Source organism: Salinicoccus albus DSM 19776 (assembly GCF_000385175.1).
Lineage (GTDB): Bacteria > Bacillota > Bacilli > Staphylococcales > Salinicoccaceae > Salinicoccus > Salinicoccus albus.
Genome location: NZ_ARQJ01000030.1, coordinates 1 through 17,241, shown reverse-complemented (window position 1 = coordinate 17,241; position 17,241 = coordinate 1). Strand labels below are relative to the sequence as shown.

The 17,241-nt window shown below is 40.6% G+C and carries 15 protein-coding genes; 4 read left to right on the top strand and 11 right to left on the bottom strand.

The genetic code is table 11. From position 1 onward, the window contains the following. Positions 1-36: 36 nt before the first annotated feature. The 10 genes from G343_RS0109495 to G343_RS0109450 form a co-directional block, all read right to left on the bottom strand. The gene (locus tag G343_RS0109495) at positions 37-399 is read right to left on the bottom strand and encodes a toxin-antitoxin system HicB family antitoxin (RefSeq protein ID WP_020007906.1); all 363 of its coding nucleotides are present in this window, start codon (positions 397-399) and stop codon (positions 37-39) included. 132 nt (positions 400-531) lie between these two features. After that, positions 532-675: a type II toxin-antitoxin system HicA family toxin gene (locus tag G343_RS15425; protein ID WP_020007904.1), complete on the bottom strand. Its 144-nt coding sequence runs from the start codon at positions 673-675 to the stop codon at positions 532-534. Positions 676-990: 315 nt separating this feature from the next. Beyond that, complete coding sequence (locus G343_RS0109485; protein WP_020007903.1) at positions 991-2,031, bottom strand: aldose epimerase family protein; 1,041 nt, start codon at positions 2,029-2,031, stop codon at positions 991-993. A gap of 92 nt (positions 2,032-2,123) precedes the next feature. After that, positions 2,124-3,536: a D-xylose transporter XylE gene (xylE, locus tag G343_RS0109480; RefSeq protein ID WP_026366351.1), complete on the bottom strand. Its 1,413-nt coding sequence runs from the start codon at positions 3,534-3,536 to the stop codon at positions 2,124-2,126. Between the two features lie 122 nt (positions 3,537-3,658). Further along, complete coding sequence (gene xylB, locus G343_RS0109475; RefSeq protein WP_020007901.1) at positions 3,659-5,158, bottom strand: xylulokinase; 1,500 nt, start codon at positions 5,156-5,158, stop codon at positions 3,659-3,661. Between the two features lie 25 nt (positions 5,159-5,183). Next, a complete protein-coding gene (xylA, locus tag G343_RS0109470) occupies positions 5,184-6,509 on the bottom strand; it encodes a xylose isomerase (protein ID WP_020007900.1) in 1,326 nt (441 codons plus the stop codon). Between the two features lie 218 nt (positions 6,510-6,727). Further along, positions 6,728-7,924 carry an ROK family protein gene (locus tag G343_RS0109465; RefSeq protein ID WP_020007899.1) on the bottom strand — a complete coding sequence of 399 codons (1,197 nt, stop codon included), beginning with the start codon at positions 7,922-7,924 and terminating at the stop codon, positions 6,728-6,730. Between the two features lie 469 nt (positions 7,925-8,393). Next, on the bottom strand, positions 8,394-8,684 hold the full coding sequence (locus G343_RS0109460) for a MazG-like family protein (RefSeq protein ID WP_020007898.1): 291 nt from the start codon (positions 8,682-8,684) through the stop codon (positions 8,394-8,396). Then, positions 8,677-10,326 carry a DUF2075 domain-containing protein gene (locus tag G343_RS0109455; protein ID WP_020007897.1) on the bottom strand — a complete coding sequence of 550 codons (1,650 nt, stop codon included), beginning with the start codon at positions 10,324-10,326 and terminating at the stop codon, positions 8,677-8,679. The genes G343_RS0109460 and G343_RS0109455 overlap by 8 nt, the downstream gene beginning before the upstream one ends. A 194-nt stretch (positions 10,327-10,520) precedes the next feature. Beyond that, on the bottom strand, positions 10,521-11,951 hold the full coding sequence (locus G343_RS0109450; RefSeq protein ID WP_020007896.1) for a glucose-6-phosphate dehydrogenase: 1,431 nt from the start codon (positions 11,949-11,951) through the stop codon (positions 10,521-10,523). Positions 11,952-12,113: 162 nt separating this feature from the next. Between G343_RS0109450 and G343_RS0109445 the strand changes: the two genes are divergently transcribed. Next, on the top strand, positions 12,114-12,959 hold the full coding sequence (locus G343_RS0109445; protein WP_020007895.1) for a patatin-like phospholipase family protein: 846 nt from the start codon (positions 12,114-12,116) through the stop codon (positions 12,957-12,959). 22 nt (positions 12,960-12,981) lie between these two features. Here the strand turns inward: G343_RS0109445 and G343_RS0109440 are convergent, their stop codons facing one another. After that, positions 12,982-13,752: a hypothetical protein gene (locus G343_RS0109440; RefSeq protein ID WP_020007894.1), complete on the bottom strand. Its 771-nt coding sequence runs from the start codon at positions 13,750-13,752 to the stop codon at positions 12,982-12,984. A 190-nt stretch (positions 13,753-13,942) separates the two neighbouring features. Between G343_RS0109440 and G343_RS0109435 the strand changes: the two genes are divergently transcribed. The 3 genes from G343_RS0109435 to G343_RS0109425 all read left to right on the top strand — a co-directional run bounded on the left by G343_RS0109435 (position 13,943) and on the right by G343_RS0109425 (position 16,964). Next, positions 13,943-15,040 carry a glycerol dehydrogenase gene (locus G343_RS0109435; RefSeq protein ID WP_020007893.1) on the top strand — a complete coding sequence of 366 codons (1,098 nt, stop codon included), beginning with the start codon at positions 13,943-13,945 and terminating at the stop codon, positions 15,038-15,040. 329 nt (positions 15,041-15,369) lie between these two features. Next, complete coding sequence (locus G343_RS0109430; RefSeq protein WP_020007892.1) at positions 15,370-15,642, top strand: 4a-hydroxytetrahydrobiopterin dehydratase; 273 nt, start codon at positions 15,370-15,372, stop codon at positions 15,640-15,642. Positions 15,643-15,824: 182 nt separating this feature from the next. Beyond that, positions 15,825-16,964: an NADH-dependent flavin oxidoreductase gene (locus tag G343_RS0109425; protein ID WP_020007891.1), complete on the top strand. Its 1,140-nt coding sequence runs from the start codon at positions 15,825-15,827 to the stop codon at positions 16,962-16,964. The last annotated feature ends 277 nt before the right edge of the window (positions 16,965-17,241 follow it).

Below are 17,241 nucleotides of genomic sequence, written 5' to 3'. Positions count from 1 at the left end.
TGAAGGATGGGGCGGTTTTAATATGCAAAATTTTAATTATTTACTGAGCTTATTGATCAAATACTGATTCAACGAAACGCCTTCCAACTTGGCTGCCTGACTCAGATCCCTATGCAGACTTTTTGGCATCCGGACCCTTAAATTCCCACTGAATTGTTCATCCCCGATTGGTTCCGGTATAGCTTCACCCTCAGCCAGCATGTCTTCGATGAAACCTTCCAACACTTCGTATATTGCGTTACGTGCTTCTTCCCAGGATCCTCCGGCTGCGATGCAGCCGTCGAATTCCAATACCTTGGCAGCATAGTAACTCCCAGATTCATCCTGAACAGGTTTGATAACAACATTGTAAGGCTGTTCCAAATAGTAATTTAAATCGTTCTTTTCTGCTATACTCATATATTTTCATGACTGATAAGTGGCATAAAATCAGCAAATAAGGGGACTAGTTCTCCTCTATCCGCTTGAGCAGTTCTCGGATCAAATAAGATTTTAATGGTTTCTGAAAAGGTAAAGGCCATCTGTCTCCTGTCACTGAGTTCTTGAAAATATAGTGCTGCCTTTCACCCTGCTCAGTTCATAACCATAAGCTTTCAATACTTTTTCAGCCTCAGAGAACTTTATGTTATTCGGCTGACGTTTCATTTTGCCAACCAACTTATCCACTCCAGCCATTTTTCACCTCTCTTCTTCATTTAATAATATGGTACCATATACGACACTTTATAATAATTGACAAATTACTAAATGGTAATTTTACTATTGCAAATCAGGAATTAATTTCCAAACTAATGCCATTCATTCTCGAAAGGTAAACTGTCCATAATCAAGTAATGCTCCGCGTAAAATATTGTTGGTTCCATGATAAATGACTTCGCACTTCATTACCTTTTCTAAAAGCGCTGTTTTGACTCATAAAAAAAAGATTTAGGATGTGGAAAACACCCGAAATCCTATATCAAAAAGTTCCCATCAAAGTAAACCATTAATCTAATCTTCCACCTCAAAACGAAACACGGTGAAATACTGATACTCTTCCCCGGCTTTTACAATCACCTCGGCCGGGAGCTCTTTACCATATAAAGGGGCCGGTAAGGCTTGAGTTTCAAAACAGACCCCTAAATATTTCTGTGAATCTTTTTCCAATAAGGGTAACCCAGGCTCCAGATTATTAGCTGTATACATCACCATACCAGGCTGATTTGTCCTAACCTTGAGCACACGTCCACTTGTATCATCTTTTACAATAACTTTTTCATCCTTATTTTTATTAAATTCGAAATAGTGATCATAACCGTTTCCCGCAATTTTATTTTGACTATAGCCGGAGAAAATACCATCCTTAAGTTTACGCCCTCCCTTGAAGTCAAATGGGGTATCAATCACATCAAGGAATTTTCCAGTCGGCATCAATTGTGCACCGAGCTCTGCGAATCGATCGCAAGCCATTGTAATGTGATGATTGTGTATCGTATCATGCAAATCGCCTGTTAAATTAAAATATGAGTGATTCGTTAATGCAAGCGGTGTAGTTTTATCCGTATCTGCACAGTAGTCTAATATTAATTCATTATCATTAGTTAAACTGTAGGTAACTGTAATCGTCACATTTCCAGGATAGCCACTTTCACCATCCTGGCTGACATAATGGAGTGCCACACCGACTTTGTCATTTAATTGAAAGGTGTTTCCTTCCCATAAAGCATTATGCAATCCAAGAGACCCGCCGTGTAAATGATTTTTGCCATCATTTGACTCCAGTCCATACGACTCATTATTCAATGAAAACTGAGCATCTTTAATTCGCCCGGCAACGCGTCCGATAATGGCACCCAAAAAATTAGAATCCGTCGCATAGTCTTCATAATTTTGGTATCCGAGAACGACATTTTCAAATTTACCATAGCGATCCTCAGTCACTATTTTTGTGATAATTCCTCCAAAATTTAAAACATGCACTTCCATCCCACCGTCATTTTTAAGAATAAAAAGTGACCAATCATCTGTAAAATTTATTTTTTCAACATGCACTATTACAGCTCCAATCTGTAATAAAAGAGATAAAAATTTTCCTATTTTTCTTTGTAATTATTTGTAATTAATGGTATCTTTGTTTACTTTTCCTAAGATTCCTGTTCGTCCAAATCTTTTTTCCATACGTTTTCTAATTCTTCTAATGATTTGCCTTTAGTTTCAGGGACCATTTTCCATACAAAAACAGCAGATAGAACACTCATTAAACCGTAAAATCCATATGTCATTCCACCACTAATATCAATCATAGCTGGGTAGGTTGATGAGATAAGAAAGTTGGCAGCCCATTGAGCAGCAACTGCTATAGCCATCGCTTGTCCCCGAACTTTGTTAGGAAATATTTCTGAAAGTAATACCCAGCAAATTGGCCCCCACGACATCATGAAGGAAGCTGTGTATATTATGATAAATATCAACGTCCCTATACCAAAAACATTATTTGCTGCTAATAAAGCAACACCAAACATACCGAAAGCCATGCCAATCGAACCAATCAACAGTAAAGGTTTTCTCCCCCATCTATCAACGGTACGAATAGCTATAATTGTAAATGCGACGTTAACAACTCCCATGATAACTGTTTGGAGCATTGAGGCATTCTCTCCTGCTCCCATACTTTCAAAAATACGTGGTGCATAGTAAAGAGCAACGTTTATGCCAACAAACTGTTGAAAAATAGAAAGCATGACTCCAACAATAATAACTGTTTTTCCAAAAGAAAATATTTTCCCGGTAGATTTTTTTGAATTTAAGGACTCGCGAATATCGTTTAAAATCTCTTTAGCTTTTTCTCTAGAGCCATTTACCTTTGATAAAATATTTAATGCTTGATCTTCCTTGTTTTTAGATGCTAAATACCTAGGTGTCTCTGGCACATAAAATAACAAACCAAAAAATAATAATGCTGGAATAACTTCCGAAGCAAACATCAGTCTCCATCCAACCTCATTGACCCATGCTGTTGTTTGTCCGCTTGCAATCCCCCAATTAACAAAATAAACAACTAATTGTCCAAAAATCACAGCGAATTGATACCATGCAACTAACGTCCCACGGATTCCTTGAGGGGCAATCTCTCCAATGTAAGTTGGAGAAGTTGCAGATGCAATACCAACACCTATCCCTCCTATAACTCTATAAAAATTAAACATGATTAATAATTCTATTGATGGCTCGTTGAATTCAAAAAATAGGAACTCTGGATATGCTGATCCTAAAGCAGAGATTAAAAATAAACAAGCAGCTAATAGTAAGGATTTTTTTCTCCCTAAATTATTGGAAAAGAATCCTGAGATCAATCCACCTATAATACAGCCAATTAATGCACTTGAAACCGTTAATCCATGTACTAGCGAACCTAAATCTAAACTATCAATTAAATAATTCTCTACTGATTGTTCTGCACCAGATATTACTGCTGTATCGTAGCCAAATAACAATCCCCCTAAAGCTGCAATTAAGGCAATTGAAACGGCATATGAATTATTACTTTTAGTTTTCATATGATGTAAAGGGCTAAAATAAATCACTTATTGTGATGCCCAATCCTACCCTCCTTCGTTTTGAAACTGGGTTAACTCAGTTAAGAGCTATCTCAAATAGAAATTTAATTGACCTTTTTAATTTACTGTCGATATTGCATTATTTTCTTGTTTAGAGATGCTGTCGAAGAGTATATTTGCTGATATAATTTAAATAATTCTTCATAAATAGCCACGTTTTCCTCTATAGGTTCATACGATTTTTCTTCCTGCAAAAATTCATTTGAGCATTCCTGAATCGTTCCAAACCAATCGCAACCGTAGGCAGCTAACATCGCAGCCCCCATGCCCGGCCCTTGTTCACTTGATAATTTAATAACTTTAGCGTTAAAAATATCAGCTTGCATTTGTAACCATGTTTCATTTTTGGCCCCGCCGCCGATAGAAATAATGGTGTCAATTCTCTTACCTTGATCTCTAAATAGACGAACAGACTCATTTAATGAAAATGTAACCCCTTCCAAAACAGCGCGTACAAATTCTTTCTTTTCATGTGAACTATCCATTCCAATAAAGCTGGCGCGAATAGATGAATCATAATATGGTGTTCTTTCACCAGCAATAAATGGGGTAAATAATAAGCCATTTGCCCCCGGTGGTACGGTATCAATATTTTCGAGAAATTGATCAAAGGTTTCTTCTTTCCCAACGATATTTTTAAACCATGTGAGACTGTGCCCAGCTGCCAGTGTTACACCCATGGTATAATAAGCGTCCGGTGCCCCATGATTAAAATAATGAACTTTCCCCTGAAAGTTACGATCCCCACGGTTTTCATGAGCTAACACCACACCGGATGTACCGGTACTGACCAAAGTCTTACCTTCTGTTAAGATACCTGATCCAATTGCACCACAAGCATTATCCGCCCCACCCGCAAAAATGCGTGTGGATTTGCTTAAGCCTGTTTTATCGGCCATTTCTGAAGACAATGTTCCGACTTCTTCGTAAGACTCTGCTAAAGGCGGACATAAACCGATATCTATACCTAGTAAATCACAGATTTTTTTGCTCCACGCTTTCTTCCTGACATCCATCAGTAATGTACCAGAAGCATCTGAATAGTCCATGTTCAATTTTCCCGTTAACGCAAATCGAACGTAATCCTTTGGTAACAAAAAAGTTTCAGCTTTACGATAAATCTCAGGCTCATGATTTTTTACCCACAATAACTTAGGCAGGGTAAACCCTTCCAGCGCTTGATTCTTCGTTATGCGAAGAACCCTCTCTTTACCTACTGTATCGTTTATTTGCTGACACTCTGCTGTAGTACGGGTGTCATTCCATAGGATTGCATTGCGAAGGACCTCCTGATTTTTATCGAGCAATACTAATCCGTGCATTTGCCCGGAGAAACTGATTCCTTCTATATCCTCCGCTTCCCCCTCAAATTGGTTATACAGCTCATAAAGTCCTGATATCGTTTGATCCACCCAATTTTGAGGATTTTGCTCGCTATAGCCTGTTTTTTCTTGTATTAAATGAAGGTCTTTGGAGACTTCTGTAACAACCTTGCCGTCCTGATTAACCAGCAAAAGCTTTACAGCACTCGTCCCCAAATCAACTCCAATAACGTATTTCATCCGGAAACCTCCAGTTGTCCATCTTTTAACGGTCAGAATAAGCGGTTAGCAAATACTGATTGATCGTTGCTTTGATTCTTTCTAATTTGCCTGATTGATGTTTTATGTCTGTTAAATCGAGTGCATGATCTTCCAGTTGGCCGAGATCCGTTTTTCCTTCTGCTATTTCTAAACCAATACCTTTTGTATAACTTTGATAACGATCGCTGATGATATTTTCCAACACTTGATCATCTAACATTTTCTGGGCAACCTTTAAGCCGACTGCAAAACTATCCATGCCAGCGATATGGGCGTGAAACAGATCTTCGGTTTCAAATGAACCTCTCCGCACTTTTGCATCAAAATTCAGCCCGCCTCGGCCAAGACCGCCATTTTTGATAATTTCATACATAGCAAGCGTTGTAGAATACAAATCTGTTGGAAACTCATCCGTATCCCAGCCTAAAAGCGGATGGCCCTGGTTGGCATCAACTGATCCTAAAATATTATTGACACGCGCATAATGCAGTTCGTGCTCAAATGTGTGACCAGCAAGCGTTGCATGATTGGCTTCGATGTTAAATTTAAAGTAGTCTTGAAGATTGTAATTCTGTAAGAATGCATATCCACTGGCAACGTCAAAGTCATACTGATGTGTTGTGGGTTCTTTCGGTTTGGGCTCAATTAAAAATTGACCATCAAAATCAATTTCTCTAGCGTAATCCACTGCCATCTGGAAGAACCGTCCCAGGTTATCCAGTTCAAATTTCATGTCTGTGTTGAGCAGTGTTTCGTAGCCTTCACGACCGCCCCAAAAGACATAATTTTCTCCACCCAGCTCTTTTCCTATTTCCAGACCTTTTTTCACTTTTGCTGCAGCATAAGCGAATACATCTGCATTGTTAGAAGATGCTGCCCCGTGGATAAAACGCGGATGCGTAAAATTGTTAGCTGTATTCCAAAGCAATTTTGTCTTGCTGTCTTTCATATAATCTTTAATCATAGAAACAATGGTATCTAAGTTTTGGTTGGTTTCCCTTAAGGTGTTGCCTTCTGGTGCAATATCAACATCATGAAAACAGAAGTATGGAACACCAAGTTTTTCAAAGAATTCAAAAGCTGCCTCTACCCGCGCTTTTGCTAAATCCATGCCAGAAAACTTATCCCAAGGACGTACAGCAGTGCCCGCCCCAAACGGATCTGACAAATCTTCCGTAAATGTATGCCAATACGCTACCGCAAAACGTAAGTAGTCTTCCATGCGTTTACCGCCAATTTTCTCGTCTGGATTATAGTATTTAAAAGCGTAAGGATTGGCTGATTTCGGACCTTCATAATTAATTTTTTGGATGTTAGGAAAATAATTCAATTATTCTAGCTCCCTTCAATTTAGAATATAAAAGTAATCATTATCTTTATTTATTACTTAAACTAAGTTTAGTTTCTAATGTAAGCGTTGTCAATAATATTGACAGTATTTTTTGTTAATTTAAATAATATTACATGTTTTATCATCCAAAAAAACCCTTTGTTTGTTTAATGTTTAAACAAACAAAGGATTTTGAAATACTTAATATCAAATAAATATCAATGGTAATTACCGTTCTGTATCTTATGTCTAGCCAAAAAGTCAGTTATCACAAAGGAATTGGCTCCCAAACTGATTGAGTGATTTCCCAGCATGGAAAAACGAAGTTCCGTATTTCTCTTATGATTATCGGAAAGACGCTCCTCAAGTATGCGCTCTATTGGATTCGTAATCCAATTTTCAAATTGTGCCATTCGATTTCCTATAATGACGACTCCCGGGTTAAACGTATTAATTATCGTAACAATGCCGATACCTATATTTTCACCTAGAGTATTTAATAGTTGCAAAACGACAGGATTTCCTTCTTTTGCCTGCTCGAGCAAGAAATCAAAATCAGCAGCTTGATTTTTTTGTATAATTGATTCATTTGCAGCAGCCTGTAATAATGCACCTTCTGATGCATATAGTTCCCAGCATCCACGACTTCCACAAGAACATTTACGACCGTTTGCATCAATTGTTATATGTCCCATTTCACCGGCGATACCCGAAGCACCTTTATAAAGCTGATGATTAATAATAATACCTGTTCCGATACCTATACCTATACTAAGGTAAATCTGATCAGAAATATCTTTTCCGACACCATGAAGCTGTTCGCCATGTGCACCGGCATTTGCTTCATTTTCGATTTTAGTGGGGATGTGAAATTTATCTTCAACAATTTTTTTCAAGTTAGTTTTTGACCAATTCAAATTTGGTGCAAAAAGAATGACACCATCTTGATCGATTTGGCCAGGCACGCCAATCCCAATGCCAACAATACCGTACGGGCTCTTCGGAGCTTTATCAATCAAAGAGTGAATAATGTCGTTTAGTTGGTCTATGACTCTATTGAACTCAGTTGAAGGAAGATTTATCAATGTACTTTCTATGATATTTCCAGATAAATCAGTTAGGATTCCGAAAATATAATTGACCCCTAAATCTATACCAATTGAATAGCCCGCATGATGATTGAAATGAAGCATAACGGGTTTTCTGCCCCCGCTGGATTTTGCTTCTCCAATTTCATAAACAAAGAAAGTATTTATAAGCTCAGAAACCATGGTTGAGACAGTCGCTTTATTTAAACCAGATGTTTTCGAAATTTGTGCTCGAGATATGGGACCTTTGTTTCTTATTGTTTCAAATACAGTCGTTTTATTCATTTGTTTTACGAGGTTATGGCTACCTTTTTGGCTTGACTTCATATTTTCTTCTCCTAAAATTTTGTAACTTTTCTACTAGAATAATATTTTCAACTCAATTTTTGGAAGTGTCAATAATTATGTATAAATGAATGTATACCTTTTCTTGCAGCTTGCATTACTCGCTAATCATTTAAGCTGATATGGCACTGACCTGGTCAAAACCAATGTGCTGCCGTGTCTCAAACTGCTGGTTGTATGTTTCAAATTGAGTGAAAAGAAAGTGAACAAGCGGCGCTTTGTTCGGAAACCATTCTTTATACTTATTGTACCATTTGATTATTACATTGGATGATTCAATTAAGTTTGTATAATAAATCCTTTCTATTTATTCATTTATATTTATATTATAGTTTGTGTTTTGTTTTTGACTTCATAATTGAATCAGTTATTTGAAAATTGTCAACGGCTATTTATTTTTTTATATGATGGTTTGTCATGCTCAAAAGATATGCCTGAGTTATTAATCTTTTCAATCTGGATACTTTCTCCTATTCTTCTCCAGCTTATTCAGTACCGCTTCTTGCATATCTATACCTGTATCATCAGCAAGCATCAACCCATAGATGAACACATCAGCCAGTTCTTCTTCTATATTTTTCCGGTTCTTCTCCAGCCCTTCTTCTGCTGAAATCCACTGGAAATTTTCAAGCAGTTCGGATGCTTCGAGAGACAAGGAAAGTGACAGGTCTTTGGCGTTATGGTATTGTCTCCAATTTCTTTCATCTCTGAATTTATTAATTTCATTTACTAGCTCATCCATTTTGGCATCCCTCCAGGTATTTTTCGTTTAGTACTTTTTTGAGTTTTTCATCACTGGCGTAAATATAAAGTCCTTTAACGCCGCGCTTCATCAGTACGTTTAGAGAGTTAAGTATAATCTGTTCCTGTTTATCCTCTACATTATACTCAACTTTTTCTTCTCTTGATGTTCTGAATGCTTCTGTATCCTGATAGTATTTGGGTAATATCTTGAGTTCCTGTTTTTCTTCGTCATAAGAGACTGAGGGGCCTAGAATCACCCCCACATAATTGAGGTCAAACCCCTGGATTGTATATATAGAGCCTACTTCCCGGATTGTTTCCGGATGCTCCGCCCATGTTTCTTTGTAATCTGTTTTATTCCAAATGCCTTTGAACCCTGGTTCTTCGACGTAATACGCTTCCCCATTTTTCTTATGTTCATAGTCAAAAGTAGCCACTACTCTTGATAACTTATGATCTTCATTTTTTCTCCTGATCGCTTCATACATATCTGATGCGTGGTCAAATATTTTCAATTCATAATTCTGTGTTGTCTTCGGTATCGGTTTTACTTCCTTATCTATGAATGCGTCAATCCAATCAACGATTTGCTCGTCTGCCTGAATCCTGAACTGATCAGTCAGTTCAAAAGTTTCAGTGACAGCGCCTGTGGTCATCTCTTCCAACATACTGTCTGACCAGTGACTTTTCAGTTTCAGAAATTGCTTTTCATCAAATACAACAATTGTTACCTTGCTGCGTAAACTGATATCCCTCAGTTGATTGTCACCTGAATAATCATTGTATTTATCCGGTCTGGATAATAATAAATGCGCCTCATCCACTAATGTGATATCAGCAACTTTTTCCTGTTTATCCATTTGATTAATGAAGGTGGTCGGCTTTTTAAAATTTTTCTTTTTGAGATTGGGAAGACTTTCTGAAATGGATTCATATGTCTTAATCATTTCGTTATGGTTTACCAATAGATAATTATCAGTGCGATCTAATGAAGAACCGGTTTCCTTCGACAGATCCTGTATCGCATTAAAGGTGGAACTGAGCACTACACTTTTGCCAGTCCCGGCATCTCCTTTAACTATGAAAACAGCCCTTTCATCTGTGTTGATATGCGTCTCGCAAAATTTTATCATCTCTTCTTTCAATTCTATTTGGGATTCTGAAAGTTCTTTATAAGGAGATAACTTGAACACATCTTTATTCTGCAAGTGTTCAATGGAGCTGTCCGCCAAATCATCAGCTCTCAATTTTTCCCATAATTCATGAAAAATTTCATTATCATATCTATATTTATTGTAATAATTATGGGACATCGATTGAGTAGTCTGACTGATATTCTTAAGTTTATATTTATTATCTGCGATGAAATAATTGATGAGATTTGTCTCAATATTATATGTAGCCGATTGGTTGAACATTTCATGCCCGATAATGAGCATCCTGTCCAACCCTGTCTTTGCAGGGTCCTTCAAGTGAGATTTCATCCTGTTTTTCATCTGAACCGACTGGCCGATATACGCATTTCTTTTTCCTGCATTATGTAATATATATACTATTGGAAAGTTATTATAATCCATCCCTTTGATCTGATCGATATTCTTTTTATTAAAAGGGAGATTTTTAACTTCTAAACCTTCCATACGTCCACCTCTTACAAATATTATAATGATTCTGCTCTACACAAAATCCGCAAATGAGTACTATTTTGCATTATTGGAAGTTGATTCCATTATACTATAGATAAATGTGTCATCGAACAGAGAAAGTTTGAATTCTCATGCTTGATACAGACACCTCAGCTGGTTATCCAGCTGAGTTATTTTTACTTGTGTGACTAAGTCGGCCGCTTGATCCATTGATGGCCATTTTTCTCAAGTAAGTCATCCGCTTCACCGGGTCCGAATGTGTTCGCTGTATAATTTGAGAGATATGAATCTGATGATTTCTCCCATGCGCTGACGATACTGTCTGTAATCCGCCACTCTTCTCTGATCTGATCAAAGGTGACAAAGTGTGTTTTATCTCCGCTTAACCCGCCATAAAACACATTCTCATAAGGTTCGGAGGTGTATGTCCTATCCATGCTTTCCATGTCTGGTCCCAGTGCTGTTTCGATACTTGCGGCGTCCTTTTCAGTATTCTTTTGATTCAACACAAATTGCATACCCGCTCCCGGTTCAATATAAAACGTTAAGCGATTGCCGCCTTTGAACACAACATCCACGGCATAGTGATTCTCAATCAACGCTTTCCCTGTGCGCATATAAATCGGCACACCGCTTAAATGAGGCAGATTGACTGATAATTCCAAAGCCACGTAAGTCTCCGTCAAACTATTTTTCCTGACCCCCGGCTCGTCCCGGTAATTTGCAAACTGTCCTTCAGGATCCTCGATGTATTGACCGCGAACAATATTTTCAAGCGCTTTGTCTCCGGTGAACGCTGGAATACTCTCAAGCACTTCAAATTTTTTATAATGAATACTTTCAGCATCTAATGTTTCAGGCAGCTCCATAGCGATCATGGTTAACATTTGTAATAGGTGGTTTTGGAACATATCCAGCAAGGCGCCATTTTCGTCATAGAAAGCGCCGCGGTCCCCCACTGATAAATGTTCAGGCAAAGAAATTTGTATGTTTTCAACATGGTCTTTATGAATCATTTTCTCGATGACTGGGTTCGTGTATCTTGCGGTTAAAATATTCTGCACATATTCCATCGCATTAAAATGATCGATAAAATAAACTTCTTCATTGAAAACATCGGTCAGTAATTGGTAATAATCAGTGGCGGATTTAGAATCATTACCAAATGGTTTTTCAACTAAGACACGATGGTTCCCTGCCAAACCAGTCACTCCGGCGGTTTCCAGGTTGGATGTCGTGACGCCGAATAGACTTGGTGAGATTGAATAGTAATAAACATAATTAGAATCGACCGCTATCGCATCTTTCACCTCATTTATCTTCCCAAGCAGTTGATCATAGTCACCCCTTTTCGTATTATCCATCTGCTGATAGAAACAGTGGTTTAAAAATTCCGGTTCAAAGTCCGAAAAATGATATCCATCTTTCACTGATCTCTGAACCTGATCTCTAAATTGTTTGTCAGAAAGCTGAGTGGTTCCCGCACCAATGATTGCAAAATTTTCGGATAATAACTCCCTTCGATAGATTTGATGCAATGCAGGAAATAATTCTCTATTAGCGAGATCTCCCGTCGCGCCAAACAAAATAATGACGCCGCCTGTTTGCTGGTGATCCATTGCAGTTCACTCCTTATCCGCCTGATTGCACTATTTATTATACGAAATACACTGCACTCGCGTTGCATCACCAATTGTAACGCTTAAACATTTCATATGCTTCTGTTAAAATGGTGAATTAATTGAACAGTTCAAACTTAAACGGAATTGAAGGTGCAGAAAATGACAGACACAGGATTGGTACTGGAAGGCGGCGGCATGCGCGGATTATATACGGCTGGAGTGCTGGAGTATTTCATGAGCCAGGATTTATATTTCCCATATGTCATCGGCGTCTCTGCGGGGGCCTGCATGGGTGCGTCGTATCTTTCCAGGCAGCCGGGCAGAAACCGAAAAGTGAATCTGGATTTTGTTGAAGATAAACGCTATCTCTCGCTGTCGAATTATATAAAGAAACGTGAGCTGTTCGGTATGGACTTCATATTCGATGAAATCCCGAACAGACTCGTGCCATTTGACCTGGATACACTGATCAACAGCCCGGAGCAATTCCTGATCACTGCCACGGACTGTGATACCGGGGAACCGCGTTACTATGAGAAGAGCGATAATCAGGACAGCATCGCTGAACTGCTGCGGGCATCCAGTTCCCTGCCCTTTGTCGCCTCCAGCGTCGAATACGAAAACCACAGATTGATGGACGGCGGCATTTCAGATCCAATCCCCATCAAAAAGGCGCAGAATGACGGGATGGAAAAGAATGTGGTCATCCTGACAAAACCGAGAGGCTATTTTAAAAAGCCCGGTCGAATTTCCAAAATCATCAAGTACAAACAACATCCGATGATCAACAAAAAATTAACCGTCCGTTACAGGCATTACAATCAAACGCTGGAATATCTATATAACCAGGAGAAACAGGGCAACACATTCATAATGGCACCCAGCAAAACGCTGCAGATCGGCCGTGCCGAACGCAGCAAAAAACGGCTGGAAGACCTTTACGAGCTGGGCTGGCATGATGCACAGGCACAGTTCGAACAGCTGCATGCGTTTCTCAGTAAATAACAGCACCCGCTAGACGACAACCCTATCTTTCCGTCAGCGTGACGGTTGGAATCCGGGTCAGCTCGACGATGTCCCCTTCTTCAAACGATGTGGCGAACGATGTCATGCCGCCATATGATTCACTGCCGAGTGTGTGGCGGGTTTTCGGATACTCCGGGTGGGCATAGACTTCCAGACTGCCGAATGCTTCGGTCTCCTCCAGACTCACATCATACACTCCGGCGGGGAAGTCTTCGCCCGCGATCCACTGACCGGGAAACAGTTCAGTCACTTCTGTTGTTTCATACGGAGTAAACTGGACGTTTTCCAAGCTTGATATCTCAATGCTGTATCCCTCATCCAGGAAAGTCACTGCCCTGTCACTGCCATAATCAGACATCTCCGGGTCTCCGTTCAGCACATCGTTGAAGAGCAGACGTTCTTCTCCATCATAGATGGCTACGTTACCAGAGCCGTTTTCAGCTGTAAGTTCGTACCGGCCCGTCGGGATATCCTGCCCCGCTTCATGCGTTCCTTCACTCAGCGTCGTTTCCTCACCCTCGCCCATCAGCGGGCTGTAATCTACAGGTTCTGCTTCATCACCGCCTGTTTCAGTGGCAGATGATTCCGACGTACCTGCCTCTTCCGCTGTATCCGCTTCCGTTTCTTCCATCGATTGTTCTTCAGACGAAGACGCATCATCAGTAAAGAAATTATTGATATCGTCAGCCAGTGTATCAAGCGGATTGCTGCATGCACCGAGAAAAACTGTGCTGGCTAAAATTACCGTGGCAAATCGATAGTTTATTTTCATATGTATCCCTCCGCCTTAAAGTTTAAAATATATCGACAGCAGCGTAAGGTGTCTGCGTTATTCATATCATACCATTTTCAGCCCGCTTCGAGGCGCACCTTTTATGGAATACAGGCAATATGTAATGTTTGAAAAGCAGAAATTCGGATAGACAATGGATGAAAGAAATTTAACGTTGGAGGTTTTTATATTGGCACAATATGTTTTCCAGTCACCTGGCAGATACATCCAAGGGACAGGAACGCTTAAGCGCCTGGGTGAAGAAACAGAAAAACTGGCGCATAATCCTCTGGTCATCTCCGATGAAATGGTATGGTCAATCACTGGGGAAACGGTCACGGACAGCTTCGAAAATACGGACATAGATTTCGTATATGAAGAATTCAACGGCGAAGCTTCTGAAAATGAAATTGACAGATTAACCACATCAGGTCAGGATAACGATGTTGATATCATCATCGGTGTCGGCGGCGGTAAGACACTGGATACTGCCAAAGCCATCGCGGATAACCTGAAGACAAGGGCCATCATCGTACCGACTACAGCATCTACGGATGCGCCGACCAGTTCGCTGTCAGTCATCTATTCTGATGAAGGTGAATTTACCGGATACAGGTTTTACAACAGAAACCCGGACCTGATTCTTATCGATTCCGGCATCGTCGTTAACGCACCCCTTAAACTTTTCGCTGCCGGCATGAGTGATGCCATGGCCACACTCGTTGAAGCCAGAGCCACACTCAAAAGAAAAGGTGAAAATATGGTGGACGGCCAGCCAACGCTGGCATCGGTCGCAATCGCTGAAAAATGTGAGGAAACACTGTTCAACCATGGGGAGGCAGCGTATAAAGCAGCAGCCAAAGGATTCGTTACCCCTCAGGTCGATTCTGTGATAGAAGCGAACACCCTGTTATCCGGGCTTGGTTTCGAGAACGGCGGCCTGGCCGCTGCCCATGCCATCCACAATGGTTTCACCTCCCTGTCCGGAGATATCCATCACCTTTCACACGGTGAAAAAGTGGCTTACGGCACACTCGTGCAGCTGGTACTCGAAAACTCCGCAGACGACACCATGCACAAATATATTGATTTCTACCAAAAAATTGGCATGCCGACCACTCTAAAAGATATGCATCTGGAAGATACGAGTTATGAGGATCTGGTGAAAGTCGGCGAACTGGCCACAGATCCCGGCGACACCTTCTCCAATCTGGATGACAAGATCACACCGGAAGGTGTAGCCACAGCCATTCTCGCTGTTAATGAGATCAGTCAGGAAACCAAATAGAAACGATTGAAATCAATCCCCCCTCAAGAGCGGATCGGCTTTTGAGGGGGATTTTATCGATGGGACATACCTTCCAGTATTCTTTTCTCCATATAAGCAATCAAGGGAAGCAATTCATCACTGTTTTCATAGCTTTTTCTGTTCAATTGAGCACAGCAGGTATCTCATACCATTCATTTTCTATAAGCACTTCTGTTTCCATTTATAATCTCCTGACTCTGAATATCTGTTCCCTTTAATAATAACAACGATTGAATACCGTGACACTGATTTGCATCTGTCAATACAGGGTAGAATAAATATATATAAAACTGTAAGGAGGTTTCATAATGGCAGATATACAAGAACAGCTGGGAAAATTGGAAGATTGGACACAGGAAGGTGAAACAATCAGCAAGAAATTTAAATTTGATAGGTATCTGGACGGCATTAATTTCGTAGAAAAAGTCGGTGTCTACGCTGAAAGTGTCCAGCATCACCCGGGGATTAAGATTGATCATACAACGGTTACTGTGTCCTGGACGACATTTTCCAAGAAAGACCTGACTGAAAAAGACATTGCCGGGGCGAAGGCCAGTGATAATCTGTATCGATTGTTCTGATAACAAAAAATAGACTGAGTCTCCGAAATTGCCGGGCTGAATGTGAAGAGCAGCCCGGCAATTTCATTTTGTCTGTCATATTATTCACGTATGGTACAAGCCATAAAATTGAAAACTGGGAAATTCGACTGTTATAGTATGTATTGCTGAATCAATCAGACAAGCCAAGGAGGACCTTTATCATGGATAAGGAATACGAACCATTGTTTGAAACCGTTCCACTGCCGAACGGCGCTGAATTAAGAAATAGATTTGTACTGGCCCCTTTGACGCATGTGACTTCTAACGATGACGGCACAGCTTCAGATGCAGAAGTTGAATATTTGGAAAAGCGCGCGCAAGATGCCGGACTGGCGTTATCCGCAGCAACGAATGTCACAGACTTGGGTAAATCTTTTCCCGGACAGCCGTCCATCGCCCATGAGTCAGATATTGAAAGTCAGAGAAGAGTGGCTCATGCCCTTAAGAAAAACGGTGCGAAGGCCATACTCCAGATTCATCATGGCGGTGTCCAGGCGTTGCCGCGGCTGACACCCAATGGAGATTCTGCGGGACCAAGCCCGATGACCATTCAAAGTTTCGATGAAACAGAAGCACATAATGCACGCGAAATTTCCGAAGATGAAATCCAGGAAACGATCAAAGCCTTCGGCGAAGCAACGCGACGGGCGATTGAAGCAGGATTTGACGGCGTTGAAATTCATGGCGCCAACCATTATATTATCCACCAGTTCGTCTCCCCGCATTTCAACCAGCGAACGGATCAATGGGGCGAAGACCGCTATCTTTTCGCAATGGAAATCGTTGATGAAGTGGTTCGGACAGCTGCACATTATGCTGATGAGAATTTTATCATCGGTTATCGTTTTTCACCCGATGAGCCGCAGAACCCAGGAATTAACATGGAAATCACTGAAGAATTTCTCGGTAAATTAACCGAGCATCCGCTCGATTATTTACACGCCTCTTTAGGACAACTGCACTCTGAGACACGTATCGGAAAATATCAGGGCATTGAACGCATCGAATTGCTGCACAAATGGATTGACGGCCGTATGCCGCTTGTCGGCATCGGCTCGATATTCACCCCCGACGAGGCACTCGAAGGAATCGAATCCGGAAATATCGAACTGCTGGCGCTGGGGCGGGCGCTGCTGCTGGACCATAATTTCATCAATAAGATCAAAGACGGAAAAACAGATGAAATCATCAACACATTCGATCCAGACAGGACGGATAAACACGAACTTCCTGACCCGCTATGGCAGCAGCTCAATAAGGGATTCTACCCGTTACCAAGAAAAGACAGCCAAAAACAATAGGCTCACAAAAATGGACAGGACTTTAGTCTCCACAAAGAAACACTTCCAGCTTTGAGTGATATGCTCAAAAATATTGGAAGTGTTTCTTTTCGTCATATGAAAGTTTCATCGGTTTCTCAAGCCTGGGGTTTCTCCTTTTCCCGGTCTCGTCGATTTCTCAAGCCCGAGACTTGCCCTTTTCTCGGCCTCGTCGGTTTCTCAATCCCGAGACTTGCCCTTTTCTCGGCCTCGTCGATTTCTCAAGCCCGAGACTCGCCCTTTTCTCGGCCTCGTCGAT

Coding starts and splice junctions, on each gene's coding strand:
- G343_RS0109495 (WP_020007906.1), bottom strand. CDS start 399: ATGAGTATAGCAGAAAAGAACGATTTAAATTACTATTTGGAACAGCCT.
- G343_RS15425 (WP_020007904.1), bottom strand. CDS start 675: ATGGCTGGAGTGGATAAGTTGGTTGGCAAAATGAAACGTCAGCCGAAT.
- xylE (WP_026366351.1), bottom strand. CDS start 3,536: ATGAAAACTAAAAGTAATAATTCATATGCCGTTTCAATTGCCTTAATT.
- xylB (WP_020007901.1), bottom strand. CDS start 5,158: ATGAAATACGTTATTGGAGTTGATTTGGGGACGAGTGCTGTAAAGCTT.
- G343_RS0109465 (WP_020007899.1), bottom strand. CDS start 7,924: ATGAAGTCAAGCCAAAAAGGTAGCCATAACCTCGTAAAACAAATGAAT.
- G343_RS0109460 (WP_020007898.1), bottom strand. CDS start 8,684: ATGGATGAGCTAGTAAATGAAATTAATAAATTCAGAGATGAAAGAAAT.
- G343_RS0109455 (WP_020007897.1), bottom strand. CDS start 10,326: ATGGAAGGTTTAGAAGTTAAAAATCTCCCTTTTAATAAAAAGAATATC.
- G343_RS0109450 (WP_020007896.1), bottom strand. CDS start 11,951: ATGGATCACCAGCAAACAGGCGGCGTCATTATTTTGTTTGGCGCGACG.
- G343_RS0109445 (WP_020007895.1), top strand. CDS start 12,114: ATGACAGACACAGGATTGGTACTGGAAGGCGGCGGCATGCGCGGATTA.
- G343_RS0109440 (WP_020007894.1), bottom strand. CDS start 13,752: ATGAAAATAAACTATCGATTTGCCACGGTAATTTTAGCCAGCACAGTT.
- G343_RS0109430 (WP_020007892.1), top strand. CDS start 15,370: ATGGCAGATATACAAGAACAGCTGGGAAAATTGGAAGATTGGACACAG.
- G343_RS0109425 (WP_020007891.1), top strand. CDS start 15,825: ATGGATAAGGAATACGAACCATTGTTTGAAACCGTTCCACTGCCGAAC.